The organism is Psychrobacter sp. AOP3-A1-26 (assembly GCF_052378235.1).
Lineage (GTDB): Bacteria > Pseudomonadota > Gammaproteobacteria > Pseudomonadales > Moraxellaceae > Psychrobacter.
In genome coordinates this window covers 1-13,840 of record NZ_JBQSXN010000013.1, presented here as the reverse complement: position 1 = coordinate 13,840, position 13,840 = coordinate 1, and the positions used below count along the sequence as shown (strand labels likewise).

General features: G+C 43.9%; 13 protein-coding genes. 6 read left to right on the top strand and 7 right to left on the bottom strand.

Annotated elements, in window-relative coordinates:
* The first annotated feature begins 34 nt into the window (after positions 1-34).
* From lysA to ACT3TU_RS03980, 3 genes are all read left to right on the top strand, one after another.
* Complete coding sequence (lysA, locus tag ACT3TU_RS03990) at positions 35-1,411, top strand: diaminopimelate decarboxylase (RefSeq protein WP_444784054.1); 1,377 nt, start codon at positions 35-37, stop codon at positions 1,409-1,411.
* Positions 1,412-1,785: 374 nt separating this feature from the next.
* On the top strand, positions 1,786-2,673 hold the full coding sequence (dapF, locus tag ACT3TU_RS03985) for a diaminopimelate epimerase (RefSeq protein WP_192524117.1): 888 nt from the start codon (positions 1,786-1,788) through the stop codon (positions 2,671-2,673).
* Positions 2,674-2,678: 5 nt separating this feature from the next.
* Positions 2,679-3,698, top strand: a complete 1,020-nt coding sequence (locus tag ACT3TU_RS03980; RefSeq protein ID WP_192524118.1) for a tyrosine recombinase XerC — start codon at positions 2,679-2,681, stop codon at positions 3,696-3,698.
* 55 nt (positions 3,699-3,753) lie between these two features.
* Here the strand turns inward: ACT3TU_RS03980 and ACT3TU_RS03975 are convergent, their stop codons facing one another.
* On the bottom strand, positions 3,754-4,668 hold the full coding sequence (locus ACT3TU_RS03975; RefSeq protein ID WP_444784065.1) for a carbon-nitrogen hydrolase family protein: 915 nt from the start codon (positions 4,666-4,668) through the stop codon (positions 3,754-3,756).
* A gap of 406 nt (positions 4,669-5,074) precedes the next feature.
* Here ACT3TU_RS03975 and rpoN point away from each other — a divergent pair, with 406 nt between their 5' ends.
* Together rpoN and hpf are read left to right on the top strand one after the other, a co-directional pair.
* On the top strand, positions 5,075-6,778 hold the full coding sequence (gene rpoN, locus ACT3TU_RS03970; protein WP_444784064.1) for an RNA polymerase factor sigma-54: 1,704 nt from the start codon (positions 5,075-5,077) through the stop codon (positions 6,776-6,778).
* Positions 6,779-7,179: 401 nt separating this feature from the next.
* Complete coding sequence (hpf, locus tag ACT3TU_RS03965; RefSeq protein ID WP_192523667.1) at positions 7,180-7,560, top strand: ribosome hibernation-promoting factor, HPF/YfiA family; 381 nt, start codon at positions 7,180-7,182, stop codon at positions 7,558-7,560.
* A 224-nt stretch (positions 7,561-7,784) separates the two neighbouring features.
* Here hpf and thiS read toward each other — a convergent pair whose 3' ends face one another.
* The 4 genes from thiS to ACT3TU_RS03945 all read right to left on the bottom strand — a co-directional run bounded on the left by thiS (position 7,785) and on the right by ACT3TU_RS03945 (position 10,285).
* Positions 7,785-7,985: a sulfur carrier protein ThiS gene (gene thiS / locus ACT3TU_RS03960; RefSeq protein ID WP_192523666.1), complete on the bottom strand. Its 201-nt coding sequence runs from the start codon at positions 7,983-7,985 to the stop codon at positions 7,785-7,787.
* A 101-nt stretch (positions 7,986-8,086) separates the two neighbouring features.
* The gene (locus ACT3TU_RS03955; protein ID WP_192523665.1) at positions 8,087-8,464 is read right to left on the bottom strand and encodes a DUF423 domain-containing protein; all 378 of its coding nucleotides are present in this window, start codon (positions 8,462-8,464) and stop codon (positions 8,087-8,089) included.
* 237 nt (positions 8,465-8,701) lie between these two features.
* On the bottom strand, positions 8,702-9,565 hold the full coding sequence (gene rpoH, locus ACT3TU_RS03950) for an RNA polymerase sigma factor RpoH (RefSeq protein ID WP_225735374.1): 864 nt from the start codon (positions 9,563-9,565) through the stop codon (positions 8,702-8,704).
* Positions 9,566-9,805: 240 nt separating this feature from the next.
* A complete protein-coding gene (locus ACT3TU_RS03945; RefSeq protein ID WP_192529663.1) occupies positions 9,806-10,285 on the bottom strand; it encodes a sulfurtransferase TusA family protein in 480 nt (159 codons plus the stop codon).
* A gap of 485 nt (positions 10,286-10,770) precedes the next feature.
* On the opposite strand from ACT3TU_RS03945, the gene ACT3TU_RS03940 reads away from it, so the two are divergent.
* Positions 10,771-12,534 carry a M48 family metalloprotease gene (locus ACT3TU_RS03940; protein ID WP_444784053.1) on the top strand — a complete coding sequence of 588 codons (1,764 nt, stop codon included), beginning with the start codon at positions 10,771-10,773 and terminating at the stop codon, positions 12,532-12,534.
* 87 nt (positions 12,535-12,621) lie between these two features.
* Here ACT3TU_RS03940 and ACT3TU_RS03935 read toward each other — a convergent pair whose 3' ends face one another.
* Both ACT3TU_RS03935 and rpsU read right to left on the bottom strand, forming a co-directional pair.
* Positions 12,622-13,071, bottom strand: a complete 450-nt coding sequence (locus ACT3TU_RS03935; RefSeq protein WP_192523662.1) for a GatB/YqeY domain-containing protein — start codon at positions 13,069-13,071, stop codon at positions 12,622-12,624.
* Positions 13,072-13,294: 223 nt separating this feature from the next.
* A complete protein-coding gene (gene rpsU / locus ACT3TU_RS03930) occupies positions 13,295-13,510 on the bottom strand; it encodes a 30S ribosomal protein S21 (RefSeq protein WP_010195908.1) in 216 nt (71 codons plus the stop codon).
* Between the last annotated feature and the right edge of the window lie 330 nt (positions 13,511-13,840).

The following is a 13,840-nucleotide window of genomic DNA, read 5'->3' as shown; positions in this document are numbered from 1 at the left end:
ACCTTGATAACCTGATTAAATTAGAGATGTTTATATGAGTCATTCTGAGCTACAAGCTGGCGCAACTGATGCTGGCGTCGATCAATCAGTTACTACCCAAACGGAGCAAGGACTTTATGTCAATCCTGAAGCTTTAACTGCCCACTTACCCGAGCTGCATTACCAAAATAATGCTTTACATATGGAGCAAGTGAGTATTGAAGCGTTGGTCGAGTGCTACGATACACCGTGTTACGTGTATTCTAAACAAGCTATTTTGGATGTCTATCAGGCTTATACCGATAGCTTTGCCAGCTTAAACCATCAGATTTGTTATGCGGTGAAGGCCAACTCTAATCTGGCTGTACTTGGTGTATTGGCACAGGCAGGGGCAGGGTTCGATATCGTCTCACGCGGTGAGCTGATGCGCGTATTAGCCGCAGGTGGCGCGGCGTCAAGGGTGGTGTTTTCAGGTGTCGGTAAAACTTATAGCGATATTGAATACGCGCTTAACCAAGGTATTGGCTGCTTTAACGTCGAGTCTATTAGTGAGCTGACTTTAATCAATGAGGTTGCTCAGCAGCTTGATAAGTCAGCGCCGATATCGCTACGGGTTAATCCAAACGTCGACGCCAAGACCCACCCTTATATCTCAACAGGGTTAAAAGACAATAAGTTTGGTATCGCCCATGAAGAAGCGGTTGCTGTTTACCAACAAGCTGCTGAGCTGTCTCATATCGATATCGTCGGTATCGATTGCCATATTGGCTCGCAATTAACCGAGGTTGCGCCATTTGTTGCTGCGTTAGATAAAGTTATTGAGCTGATACATAAATTGCGTGATAAAGGTATCGAGCTGCGTCATATTGATTTAGGCGGCGGTCTTGGCGTACGCTATATCGACGAAACCCCTGTATCTATCGGTGAGTTTGCAAGCGCGTTATTACCCAAACTTAGCGAGCTTGGCTTGACGGTATTCTTCGAGCCGGGTCGCAGTATCGTCGCCAACGCTGGTGTACTGTTAACACGTGTCGATGTGTTAAAACCAACCGAGCACAAAAATTTCGCCATCGTCGATGCGGCAATGAATGATCTGATACGTCCCGCTTTATATCAAGCTGAAATGGCCGTTATTCCTGCAACCTTACCTAAAAATGGTTTGGAGACTGACGGCACGCAGCCGTGGGATATCGTCGGTGCAATTTGTGAAACGGGCGACTTTCTAGCAAAAGACCGTTTATTATCGTTAGCTACAGGCGACATCTTGGCGATAACTGGTGCGGGTGCTTATGGTTTCGCCATGAGTAGCAACTATAATTCGCGTCCGCGTGCTAGTGAGGTAATGGTCGCTGATGATTGTCATCAACTGATTCGACAGCGCGAAACCATTGAAGCGCTATATGCGGATGAAGTATTGTGGCAGGATAAATAATCCTATTAATCATTGCTAACTTTACGTTTTTCTCGATCTATTAATAAAAAACGACCCATTGTCATAACGGCGATGGGTTTTTTATGGTGAGCTTTAATTATGGTGAGCTTTAATTATGGTGGGCTCTAATAAAGGGCATCAGTTTGCCTGTATAAGATATAGTTTATACCATTCACAAAAATTAGAGTAGCAAGGAAAACGAGTGTAAGTGCTACGAGCTGTAGACTAAACGAGTTTGACGCAGCTAATCGTACTTTTTGGGTTTGGTATTAGTATAAAGTGAACTTAGTGTTTGGTAGCGGTGATAATTATGATTGTATCTGGCAGCGTGCTAATATAAGCCATACATAAAAATAGGATAGGATAACAAGGATATGCTAATAGAATTTACAAAAATGCATGGGCTGGGTAATGATTTTATGGTCATCGATTTGGTGACCCAACGCTTAGAATTAACCAAGGATTTGGTACAGTTATTGGGCGATCGTCATTTGGGCATTGGCTTCGATCAATTGCTCATCGTTGAGCCACCAATGCGCCCTGACGTTGATTTTAGTTATCGTATTTTTAATACCGATGGGACAGAGATCGAGCAGTGTGGCAATGGCGCACGCTGTTTTGCCCGTTTTGTGCAAGCACGTAAACTGTCCTTTAAACAACGCCTGCGCGTTGAGACGGCGAGCGGTATTATTTCTTTGACGACTGACCGCTATGGCTGGGTAGAAGTCGATATGGGTAAACCCAAGTTTGAACCAAGTGAGATTCCCTTTACCCCAAAAGCCACCACCAAGATTCAAAACGCCTATCATCTCGATGTTAATGGCACACCTGTGCAGTTATATGTCGCCAATATGGGCAACCCGCATGCCGTTATCAAAGTTGATAACGTACTCGATGCTGACGTCGAAAAACTGGGCAAGGCTATCGAAGCGCATCCAGCCTTTCCAGAGCGCGTCAATGTCGGTTTTATGCAAGTGATGAACCAGCGTCATATTCGTTTGCGGGTTTATGAGCGCGGCGTGGGTGAGACTCAAGCTTGTGGTACAGGCGCTTGTGCGGCAGTGGCCGTTGGCATACGCGAAGGCTGGCTCGATGAAGGTGAAGATGTGCGCGCCCAGCTCTACGGTGGCAGCATGATTGTTAAGTGGCAGCCAGGCTATTCTGTGATGATGACAGGGCCAACCGCTTTTGTTTATGAAGGGGTATTTAGTCCAGATGGTCTGATGGCGCAAGCGGGTATTAAACCCAATTCAGAAGGCTAATCGATATGACAATGGCGCCTACAGTAGATTCAGACCCGCAATCATGGCTATCAGCAGAATTGGCTCAAACCATCGAAGCAGATGCAGCGCTACGCGAACTGTTGATACCTGTGCATCGTTGGCTAAATACCTTGTCAGTGCGTAACCACTCCGAACACACACTGGTGGCTTATTTCTCGGGTTTGAATCAATTGGCGCTGTTTTTGCGTGGTAAGCGGCTGACGTGGACTCGTTGTGATAAGCGTCAATTAGCCCAGCATATCAGTCAACGGCTTGATGAAGATAAGCTTGCACTTGCTAGCGTCCAGCAAGAGCTGTCGGCTATCCGCCATTTTTATGGCTGGTTGATTGAAGAGGGTTTGGCGCGTATCAATCCAACGACGGGCTACCAGCTTAAGCGTAGCCCTAGACCGCTACCGTCTATCGCTGACGTCGATTTACTCACGCAACTGCTCGACCAAGAAATCCCTGATACGCCCGAACAAGCGCGTTTGTGGTTACGAGATAAAGCCATGTTTGAACTGCTTTATAGCAGCGGTCTGCGTGTGGGCGAGTTGGTGGCGCTAGATATGGCAGATGTAGATTTGGCTGACTTGCGTGTTCGCGTGACGGGTAAAGGTAATAAAACGCGCTTGGTACCATTGGGCGCAAAAGCAGCAGAAGCCATTAATCGTTATCTACCGCATCGCAATCTGTGGGTAGAGCAGATGGATAGTGCATTATTTATCAGTGAAAAACTAGGCACACGTCTATCAACCCGAGCGGTGCAACAACGGCTAAAAGTCGCGGCGACACGTGCGGGCATCGCGCAAAACATGTATCCGCATCTATTGCGTCATTGTTTTGCCTCACACATGTTATCTGGCAGCGGTGACTTGCGCGCGGTACAAGAAATGCTTGGGCATAGCGATATTAGCACCACGCAAATCTATACCCATGTTGATTTTGCTAAACTCACCCAAGTTTATGACCGCGCCCATCCGCGCGCGTCACATGCCCCTAAAGACAGTGATTCAATAATTTAGTTTTAAAGGTTTGTTATAAATTATATTATCAAAAACTATTTTATAAAAAATCACCTTACGCCAAACGATGACAATCAAAAATAGGCATTTTTTGTCGTCCTTGTATTTGGGCTGGCTTGTCTAAAGTAGCTAATACAATTTCATAATTTTTCTGCTGTTGATTCATCGCTTCTTTATTCACAGCTTCTTTGTTCAATTCACTATCATTATAGCTGTTGATAATCGTGCCATCATAAGCAGTAATTGTGCTGTGCCCCCAAGTTTGACGCGTATTGCCATCCTTATACGCATGCTCGCCGCCTTGTGCTGCGCCAATCACCATACATTGGCTGTCTAAAGCACGCGCCCGTAGTAACAGCGACCAATGCGCTTGTCCTGTTAAATAAGTAAATGCCGACGGCGCAGTTAATAGTTCCGCGCCCGCTTGGCGTAAACGCTGTGCCAAGGCTGGGAAGCGTAAATCAAAGCAAACCATCATCCCCAACTGATAAACGCTTGAATCAACTTCCAGCGCTACGACGACCGTTTGTGTACCCGGCTCAACCGTTGCCGCTTCGTTATAGCTGCCTTGTTTATCGGCAACGGTTGCGGTAAACAAATGAATTTTATCGTAGCGCGCAACACAGGTACCATCGGGTGCAAATAGCTGGCTGACCTGACGTAGTCTACCGTCAGGAACGATAACGCCATCGGGACGATAAGGGCAGGGCAGCGAGCCTGCCAATACATAGATACCATAGGTGCGGGCATACTCTGCTATCGTTGCTGATAGCGCATCGAACCGCTCTGCGGTAGCAAACTGCCTACCCATACTACAGCAGTTTTCTGGTAGGACGACAAGCTGTGCGCCTTGCGTGCTTGCATTGATAATAGCGGCTTTTATATTGGCCAAATTGTCTTCAATATTCTGCTGGCTATTCATTTGAATGGCTGCAACCGTCAGTTGCTCATTAATCAAGGTGTTAGTCATCATATTATTCTCAATTTTTCATGCTTTATAGTTTTTCAAAGTCTTTAGGGCTCTTTTGGCGTATTCTTATTATCAAGCCTAATAACTATTGAAGGATGCTGGGTTTTAAAAAGTTAAATTTAAGAAATGCTAAATTCAAAAGGTGATAAGGTTAAAAGAGGCTAAAGTTAAGAAGTGTTCTGGTATTTATCATTTAAATATTGCCACAAAAGTATAAATATCTCTATGTTTTGGTAAAACGGCTATAAAGTCTCGTCTGGAGAGGGTATAAATTATCATAGCAACATTATAGCAAAAAATGCTATCGTCTCGTCCTGATAGAGTTAAAGCCTCGTTCCAACGAGTAGAGGCATTAACCAGCATAACCTATACCGTATCACCAGCATCGGAGTGTAATAAGCCACCCATGAGTATGTCGTTCGGATTGGCAACCACGCTAAGCACCTCACAAAAACTGACCCCGCAGATGCAGCAAGCCATTAAATTGCTACAGCTCTCTAGTCTTGAGCTTGCGCAGGAGGTTCAGGCGAAGCTGGACAGCAATCCATTGCTGGAGCGTATTGAGGAAGATGAAGATGAATACGAGACCAGTAATGAAAAAAATAATGAAGCGATAAATGAGTTTGGTGAGCCATTAACGCTAGATACTTGGAATCAAAATGCTGAGGCTGATTCTTTTACCACATCCTCTACCGCTAGTAATAACGACGATACTTTTGAATACGATGACCGTGTTAGTGACAGCTTGGATAAGTTGCAACAAGCCAGTTTCGATGATGACGCAATAGACAGTTATGATATGGATAGCTATGCAATAGATAGCTATGATGGTGATAGTGTTGATAACAGTCGCTTTGATAGTAGCAATATCGGCTCGGGCAGTACATCGAGCGCATTAGCACGCTCAGATTCTGATGACTTTGATAGCTATCAAGGCAGCACCACCGCCACGATTCAGGATCATGTACGCTGGCAGCTAAATTTTAAACGTCTCTCTGAGATAGATACGCTCATTGCTGAATATTTAATGGATTCTATGGATGACATGGGTTTTATACAGCTTGACATTAACGAGTTGTTACAAAGCTTTGATACCATGGCAAGTTTTTATCAATGGGATGAGCGCGTCGAACACGACGAAATAATGGCGGTGTTACATATTATTCAATCCTGCGATCCGCTTGGTGTTGGTGCCCGTCATTTAAGTGAATGCCTGGCGATTCAACTGTCCAAGCTTGCGCCCGACACCGAGTATCTAAAACAAGCAAAAGCGTTATTGTCAGCCAGTGAGCATTTAGTTAGCAATAATATCAAAGTGCTTATTGAGCAAACAGGGCTCACCGCTTATGACATCACACCTGCACTCAATCTATTGCGCACCTTAAACCCCTCACCCGGATTGCTATTTCAAAGCAATCAGCCAGACTATACCCAGCCGCCAGCCAGCTATGATATTCCTGATGTATTAGTCACGCCTACTCGTCGCCGCGACGGTAATGTCACCACATTTATGGAAACACAAGACGATGGCTGGTATGTGCGCCTCAACCCTGACACCCTGCCAAAGCTACGGGTTAATCAAGAATATGCCAACTTGGTTAAGCGAGGTGATGACAGCCCCGATAATCAATATCTGCGCGAAAATCTTACCGATGCACGCTTGTTTATTCGCAGTATTGAAGAGCGCAATCAAAACCTATTAAAAGTGGCGACGAGTATTGTGCGCTATCAGCAACAATTTCTGCAGTATGGTGCGACTGCCATGCAACCACTTATATTAAAGGTAATCGCCGAAGAAGTTGACTTGCATGAATCTACCGTCTCGCGGCTCACCACGAGTAAGACCATTTTGACCCCGCAAGGGTTATTCTCCCTCAAGTACTTCTTTTCATCCCACGTCAGCAGCACAGATGGTGACATCTCATCGACTGCCATTAGCGCTATGATTAAGCAGCTCATCACCGATGAAAATCCGAAAAAACCATTCTCCGACAGTCGAATAAAAGATTTTTTATTAATAGAAGGTATCGATATCGCCAGAAGAACAGTGGCCAAATATCGTGAAGCAATGAATATTGGTTCATCTACCCAGCGCAAAAAGAAATATTAGTGTCTTAATTCAATAGGTTATCAACTGACTGACAGCATCATCAACAATTTTATTTCAAAAATAAAAAATAAAATTTTTTGATTATATAGAAACATTGAAGAAACAACTGCTTTTATTACATTTAATTACAACTTACTGGCTTGCTACTATTCAATTTTCATGACAAATTAGAGTCATACCAACAACAAAATCCAAGTGTCGATTTAGCATATTTAATCACTTCAATAATTAAAGAGATGAGAGAATGGTACGTTTACATTTTGCTAAAGGCACTGGTTATAAAGCCTTGGTTAATAAAAAAACGAGGGCAGTTATTGGTAACGTAGGATGATAAAAGCAGGAATGCTCACTCATCTGTTGACTGTAAGTATCAATGTAAGCAACGATAAAAGGACAATAATATGAATGTTTCTATCAGTGGTCACCATATCAGTATTACCGATGCAATGGACACAGCAGTTCGTGAAAAGCTTGAAAAAGTAGAGCGTCACTTCGATCAGATTCAAAGTATTAAAGTAATATTATCGCTAGATAACAGCGGCGCAAGTGACGGTGGTAAAAAAAGTCATAAAGCTGAAGCGATTATGCGAGTCTCGGGTAAAGAGATGTTTGTCCAAGCGCTTGACGATGATATGTATAAAGCTATCAATGAGATGGCAGACAAACTTGATAGACAAGTACGCAAATATAAAACCAAAATGGAGAGTAAAAAGACACAGGGTGCAGGGCGTGATGGACGCTATGAAGAGCTGACGACAGCAGATGCAGCTCCTGCAGTTTGATTTTATAATGTATGTTTAGGGTGTTTGAGGATAAATGGCTGCTGGCTAATATAATAACAAATAGTATCAATGACCATATCTTTAGATATCTCTAAACCAAACATATAAAAAGGAAAAAGACCTCAAACGTACGAGACGTTGAGGTCTTTTTTATTGTCCGCTTCTTTAGAAAATCGACTATAGTGAACTTAACACTACCAGCCTCTTTGAGCGTAGAAAAACGCTTAACCACCACCAACTGCTTGTACTACTTCGATGCTCATACCTTCAACAATATGCATTTTATCAAGCTCACTTTTTGGGATAAGGTCACCGTCCACTTCTACGGCATAACGTCCTTTACTGAGTCCAAGCTCATTGACGACCATTTGTACCGTCTGGTGAGTGGTCTGTAGGTTTTTACCGTTCACACTGATATTGCTCATAAAATATACTCCTTAATTAACCAACATTATCAATCAAGATTACTTTTTGCAGCATTGTCACCATTCAGGTGGTATTTGACATTTCTTTTATTAGCAATCGGTTATTTCATCGCCGAGTTATTGAGTTTAAATGCCGACAGCGCCAACCATAGCCAACCTGCAATCATCAGAACGCCACCGATAGGGGTAATTGCTCCAAACCAAAGCGGCGCGCCAAGCGTCATCGCATATAAGCTACCCGCAAATATTAAAATACCTATTTGCAATAGCCATGCAGTGGTTTGAGTGGCATATTTGAGTCGAATCAATAGGCCAACCAGCAGTAGGCCAAGACCATGGACAAATAAATACAGGGTTGCGGTATGCCACCATTCGAGTTGTTGAGTGCTGGCGATGTTTGTTAGACCATGCGCGCCAAAGGCGCCCAAAGCCACAGCGATGGCCATATTAATCGCTGCAATACCTATCCAATTTAACATGGCAAACTCGTATTATTTAAAGGCGCTTTATTTAAGAACGCTTTATTCAAAGGGTACCCGCGACTGGAATATAGTCAGGTCAATATAAAGGAGATGTAGTGGGACTGCTATCAATTTTTTGTAGCCTCTGTCGGCGTAGGCACAGCAGGCAAGAAAAATTTTTACCAGTCACGCATCATAATGTCGTGTATGTATTTTATTTGGTATCGACCATATCACTGCGACTGAAAATAACAGCTATTGAATGTCATCTGGCAAAATAACGCTATCAATAGTCATGGCATCGCGAATTTTGTCCATGGCATTTTTTTCGATTTGGCGTACACGCTCGGCAGAGATAGAATAGACCGCTGCCAATTCATGCAAGGTTGATTTTTGCTCAGACAGCCAACGCTGCTCGACGATATCGCGTGAACGGTCATCGAGGGTATCCATGGCTGCTATCAACGCTGATGAGTTATTTTCTTCCCAGTCTGCTTCTTCTAGCTGCTCAGCAGGATCAATACCATCCTCTAAAAACAGCTGCGGCGCATAACGTCCATCATCATCATCGCTAGATTGCGCTTCAAATGAGGCATCATAAGAGGTCAAGCGCGACTCCATCTCTAACACTTGCTTGCGCGTCACGTTTAAATCGTTGGCAATCGCATCTGCTTCTTCTAATGTCAGCTGGTTATTGGTTTTTTTAAGACTGCGTAAATTAAAGAATAGCTTACGATGGGCCTTGGTCGTCGCGACTTTCACAATGCGCCAGTTACGAATCACGAATTCATGAATCTCCGCCTTAATCCAATGCACAGCAAACGATACCAAGCGTACGCCTTTATTGGGATCAAAGCGTTTCACCGCTTTCATCAAGCCTAAGTTGCCTTCTTGAATTAAGTCCGCTTGCGGCAAGCCATAGCCCGAATAACTACGGGCAATATGAATGACAAAACGCAGGTGCGACATCACCAGCAGCCGCGCGGCTTCCACATCGCCTTCATCATAATAGCGATGAGCCAGCTCTTGCTCTTGGGTTGGTGTCAAGATAGGAATTTGATGCACAGTGTTGATATAAGCACCCAGATTGACCCCAGGCGCTGATAAATGGGTCGGCATCGCTGGCACCAAATCACGGGTACTGGTATTACCAAGTGCACTCGAATCATAAGGGGGTCGCTGTGCGGCAGCTTTCAATGCTGCATCACGTGCTTCGTTTTTTACAGGAGCTGCATCGTCTTTTTTACTCGTTTTTGCAGCATCATTAGAAGTATTAGCCATATTCTTGACCTTGGTTAAATAGTGACGCAAATAGTCAGATAAAATCTTTATAGTTGTAATTGTAAAGGATAGCGATGCTTAGTTGCTATCAGTTTTGGTAATGATGAAGTGATATATTGTATCAAAAGGCTGTGATGATATGCTATCAGCAGGCGGCTGCTTAGTGGAGTTATGTAGCGTTAGTAGCAGCTGCTCTGTGGTATCTGTTTGCTGGCTTTGTCGACAAAAAGCCATGATATCTGCTTGTGAGTTGGGGTCTGTTGCGACCACGTATAAAGACTCATTAAGGCCAACATTGCGTAGCGCTACCTTGGTTTTTAGTAACGGCATCGGGCAAGCCAGTCCGCGACCATCGACGAAACGCTTGATAGTGAGGCTAGGTTGCTTTTCGTTTGTGGTGTCATTGAGGTTAGCATCGTCAACACTGTTGTTATCGCTATCTACTGGTAGCAATGCTAGCAGTGGTCTAATCGACTGCTGCTCTGCCTCAGGTAAATGCTCTGATAAAAGTATCTGGTAAGAGGCTCGTATCATGATGGAGTGGCTATCAGCGGACATAAAGGTAACCTTTAAAATATCAATAAATATGTTAGTACACCACTTGGCCATATTCGTTGGTTTTAACATTTCACGATGACACAGCGGTTATTTTGCTGTGCAGCATGCATTACAGTGCACCATTATAGCAAATTGCCACTATTCAATTGCAGTTGAATATAATCAACGCCATGTTCGGTTCACTAGAATCACATATATATAGTGGATTCACTTTACAACCGAGACAGTGCTATTGGCTATAAATTTTTTGCCGCCTCTGTCACGCCTGCGAACAGCAAGCAAGAAAAGTTTATAGCAATAGCAGGTTACTATTTGCTTTATTATAAACGTATCCATTTTATATGGGATTGACTAAAGCCATGTTGCACAATAGTGACGGGCAGCTGAGTTATTGGTAGTCGAGTACAGACTAGAATTGACCTTATATAAACAAGCTCGTATAGTCGAAAAAACATTGTCATTACTCACCTGTATAGGATACGCACTTGTACCACTCTAATAGACAGTCGATGCTTGGTAGAGCGCTCATGCACCAGTCAAATACACACGAGGAAGCCACGCGTTCGCGAGCGGTGATATCGCCTTTTTATCAATATAAAAAGTACCAATATAAAAAGTGTCAGCATAGAAAGTCTCAGGGCAAAACAAGCCTTCTGTCTATAGCCGTGTCGAGCGTTATTAGGCTGGGAGGGTTAGCGGTATTACTGATAGTGACTAGTACTGCCAATAGTAGTGATGGCAACATGAGAGGTGCGAGCGGTAACCAAATCGCGGCATTCAATGATAACTCATGGCAGTCTACAGGCTCAAAAGATTTAAACTTACCCAATTTGCGCGGGCAAAGCTTAAGCTTCGCGGAACAATATCAAAATAAGCTGCTCGGTGAATGGTCGCTACGCAACGTCAATGGTCGCACCAAGATGGAGCACGACCCTTGGATTCAAGAAACGATCAAAAATATGACCTGGCGCCTCAATGCCCAAGCACGACAGCAGGCACCAATGGGCTTGGTTATTATTGATAACCCAAGTATCAATGCTTTTGCAGCACCAGGCGGTGTCATTGGTCTCAATACAGGGACAATATTGGCCGCCAGCAGTATGGATGAGCTGGCTAGTGTGGTCGCCCACGAAGTCGCTCATATTAGCCAGCGTCATTATGAAAGTGGTGTTGATGAGCGCAAAAAAGCTCTGCTGATGCAGATAGGCGGTATGCTAGCAGCGATTGCAGCGTCAGCCGTCGATGGTGATGCGGCGGCGGCAGTGATGATGGGCAGCCAAACTGTGACGATGAATAACACCATGGCGTTTAGCCGTAGTAATGAGCGCGAAGCTGATCGGGTAGGGATGCAAATCATGACCCAAGCGGGCTATGACCCGAGAGCCATGCCACGGTTTTTCGCCACGATGAACCAACGCAGCCAGCTGAATCAAGTTGAAAATCGATTTTTACCCAGTTTTGTACGCTCGCATCCATTGAGTAATGAGCGCTTAAGTGAATCACAGAGTCGCGCGCAGCACTATCCACCATTGTCATTGAATCGGCAGCAGCGCCATCAAGCGTTATTTGATTTGCTCTATTGGCGTGTTCAAAGCACTGGCAAGCATGCCTCTGAGACAGAATTAACGACAGCCGCCAAAAATAGCGCGGGTGCTAAGTTGGCTCTGATGCATTGGTATGGTGAGCAGCAGCGCTTTACAGATGCTATCGACGTGCTGGCTGAGATTAATCAACTACCGCCTGTACAGCGTCAAAAACTAGAGCCTTTACTGTCAATTACCCATAGTCAAATTTTGACGGAACAAGGTAAGTGGTCACAAGCTGCTGAGATATTAGAGAACCAGCAGCGGCTATCTCCTGAACGCCGTGACCTGCGTCTGTATCTGGCTGAAGCACTGACCAATAGCAATCAGCCCATCAAAGCACAGGCACTACTCAAACCATTGACCGAACAGCAGCCAAGTGACCGTTATGCTTGGCAAAGTTTGCAATTGGCCAATGAAAAACTGGCCAAAACCACCGATTCTACACCACTAAAAAACATTGCCACTATTAATGCGCTACGCTATCGCAGCCATGACCAGTTGTGGAGTGGTCGTTATGAGCGCGCACTGACCTCATTGACCCAAGCCAAGCAACTGGCGGAGAAGCTGCAAACGACTGCGCAAGCCAATAGTGCTCGTCCACTACTTGCCAATATTAATGCCGAAATCAAAGCGGTAAAAACCGCCAAAGACTTCGAGCCTTAGGCGGTTATTTTTTTAACGTGTCAGCTTTTAACTTACCAATTTCTAAACTGCCACTACTGTCGTAAATCAGCTAATGAATAATAGGTTTTAGCCTTGTAGAGCGTCTTTTACCAGCTTAGAGATGAGGGCAGGGTCAGCGCGACCCGCGGTTTTATTCTTTAATACACCCATCACGCTACCCATATCACGCATAGAAGTGGCACCTTGCGCCGCGATTTCTGCATTGACCAAGGCAGCAAGCTCGTCATTGTCCATTTGTTTGGGCATAAATTCATTGATGATATCGATTTCAAACTGCTCTTTGGCGGCTAAGTCATCACGATCATTTTCTGTAAAAATACCAAGCGATTCTTGGCGCTGTTTTAGCTGTTTTTGTAACACGTCTAAAACAGCTGCATCATCGAGTTCTATTTGACGGTCAATCTCGATTTGCTTGACGACTGCTTGCACGTTGCGCAATACTTTAACACGCTCAAGCTCACGCGCTTTCATAGACGTTTTAATGCTGTCTGATAGAGTCTGTTTAAGTTGGCTCACGGTTATTATTCCTTATTAGTATGGATAAAGCTTTAGATAATAAACTGCTGATAATTTTTTCTGCAAAAAGACTTGGTGTTAGGGGCTGAGTATTAGGGGCTGAATTCTATACAGCGCCTACCTAGGGCGTGATAAAAAAATTGTAGCATAAAAAACGCCACTGATATCAATCGATAACAGTGGCGTTAGTGTAGCGCTAGTATTTAGCTAATCGTATTGTCGATTAGTACATACGAGTGGTACGAATAGTTTCGCGTTGTAATTTTTTCTTATAACGCTTTACGGCAGCTGCTTTTTTACGCTTGCGTACTTGCGTTGGTTTTTCATAAAACTCACGCTTACGTACGTCTGATAATACACCAGCTTTTTCACAAGCACGTTTAAAACGACGGATAGCGATGTCAACTGGTTCGTTTTCTTTAACCTTAACTGCAGGCATGAAGACTCCTCGATTAGGATGAGATATAAGGGCATTAGTTTGGCTGTGTATTAGTATTTAGCCGTAATATCTCAAGATTACTGGCATCAGCTCAAACTAGGATAATCTTGCGCAATAGCACAAGGGCGCCTATTTTAATTAAAAATAGCAGCAAAGTCAAAGACTTTAGCGTATCTGTTTTGAATTATTGCAAACAAAGATAACTTAGCAGTATGCAACTAACGGAGTCTTATTTTAAATAGAAATGTTAATATTTTTAATAAAATTTTAACAAATAATCAATAAATTATGGACAAAACACCTGCTCAGCAATAACGACTTATATTAAGT

Coding starts and splice junctions, on each gene's coding strand:
- lysA (WP_444784054.1), top strand. CDS start 35: ATGAGTCATTCTGAGCTACAAGCTGGCGCAACTGATGCTGGCGTCGAT.
- dapF (WP_192524117.1), top strand. CDS start 1,786: ATGCTAATAGAATTTACAAAAATGCATGGGCTGGGTAATGATTTTATG.
- ACT3TU_RS03980 (WP_192524118.1), top strand. CDS start 2,679: ATGACAATGGCGCCTACAGTAGATTCAGACCCGCAATCATGGCTATCA.
- ACT3TU_RS03975 (WP_444784065.1), bottom strand. CDS start 4,668: ATGACTAACACCTTGATTAATGAGCAACTGACGGTTGCAGCCATTCAA.
- rpoN (WP_444784064.1), top strand. CDS start 5,075: ATGAGTATGTCGTTCGGATTGGCAACCACGCTAAGCACCTCACAAAAA.
- hpf (WP_192523667.1), top strand. CDS start 7,180: ATGAATGTTTCTATCAGTGGTCACCATATCAGTATTACCGATGCAATG.
- thiS (WP_192523666.1), bottom strand. CDS start 7,985: ATGAGCAATATCAGTGTGAACGGTAAAAACCTACAGACCACTCACCAG.
- ACT3TU_RS03955 (WP_192523665.1), bottom strand. CDS start 8,464: ATGTTAAATTGGATAGGTATTGCAGCGATTAATATGGCCATCGCTGTG.
- rpoH (WP_225735374.1), bottom strand. CDS start 9,565: ATGCCGACCCATTTATCAGCGCCTGGGGTCAATCTGGGTGCTTATATC.
- ACT3TU_RS03945 (WP_192529663.1), bottom strand. CDS start 10,285: ATGTCCGCTGATAGCCACTCCATCATGATACGAGCCTCTTACCAGATA.
- rpsU (WP_010195908.1), bottom strand. CDS start 13,510: ATGCCTGCAGTTAAGGTTAAAGAAAACGAACCAGTTGACATCGCTATC.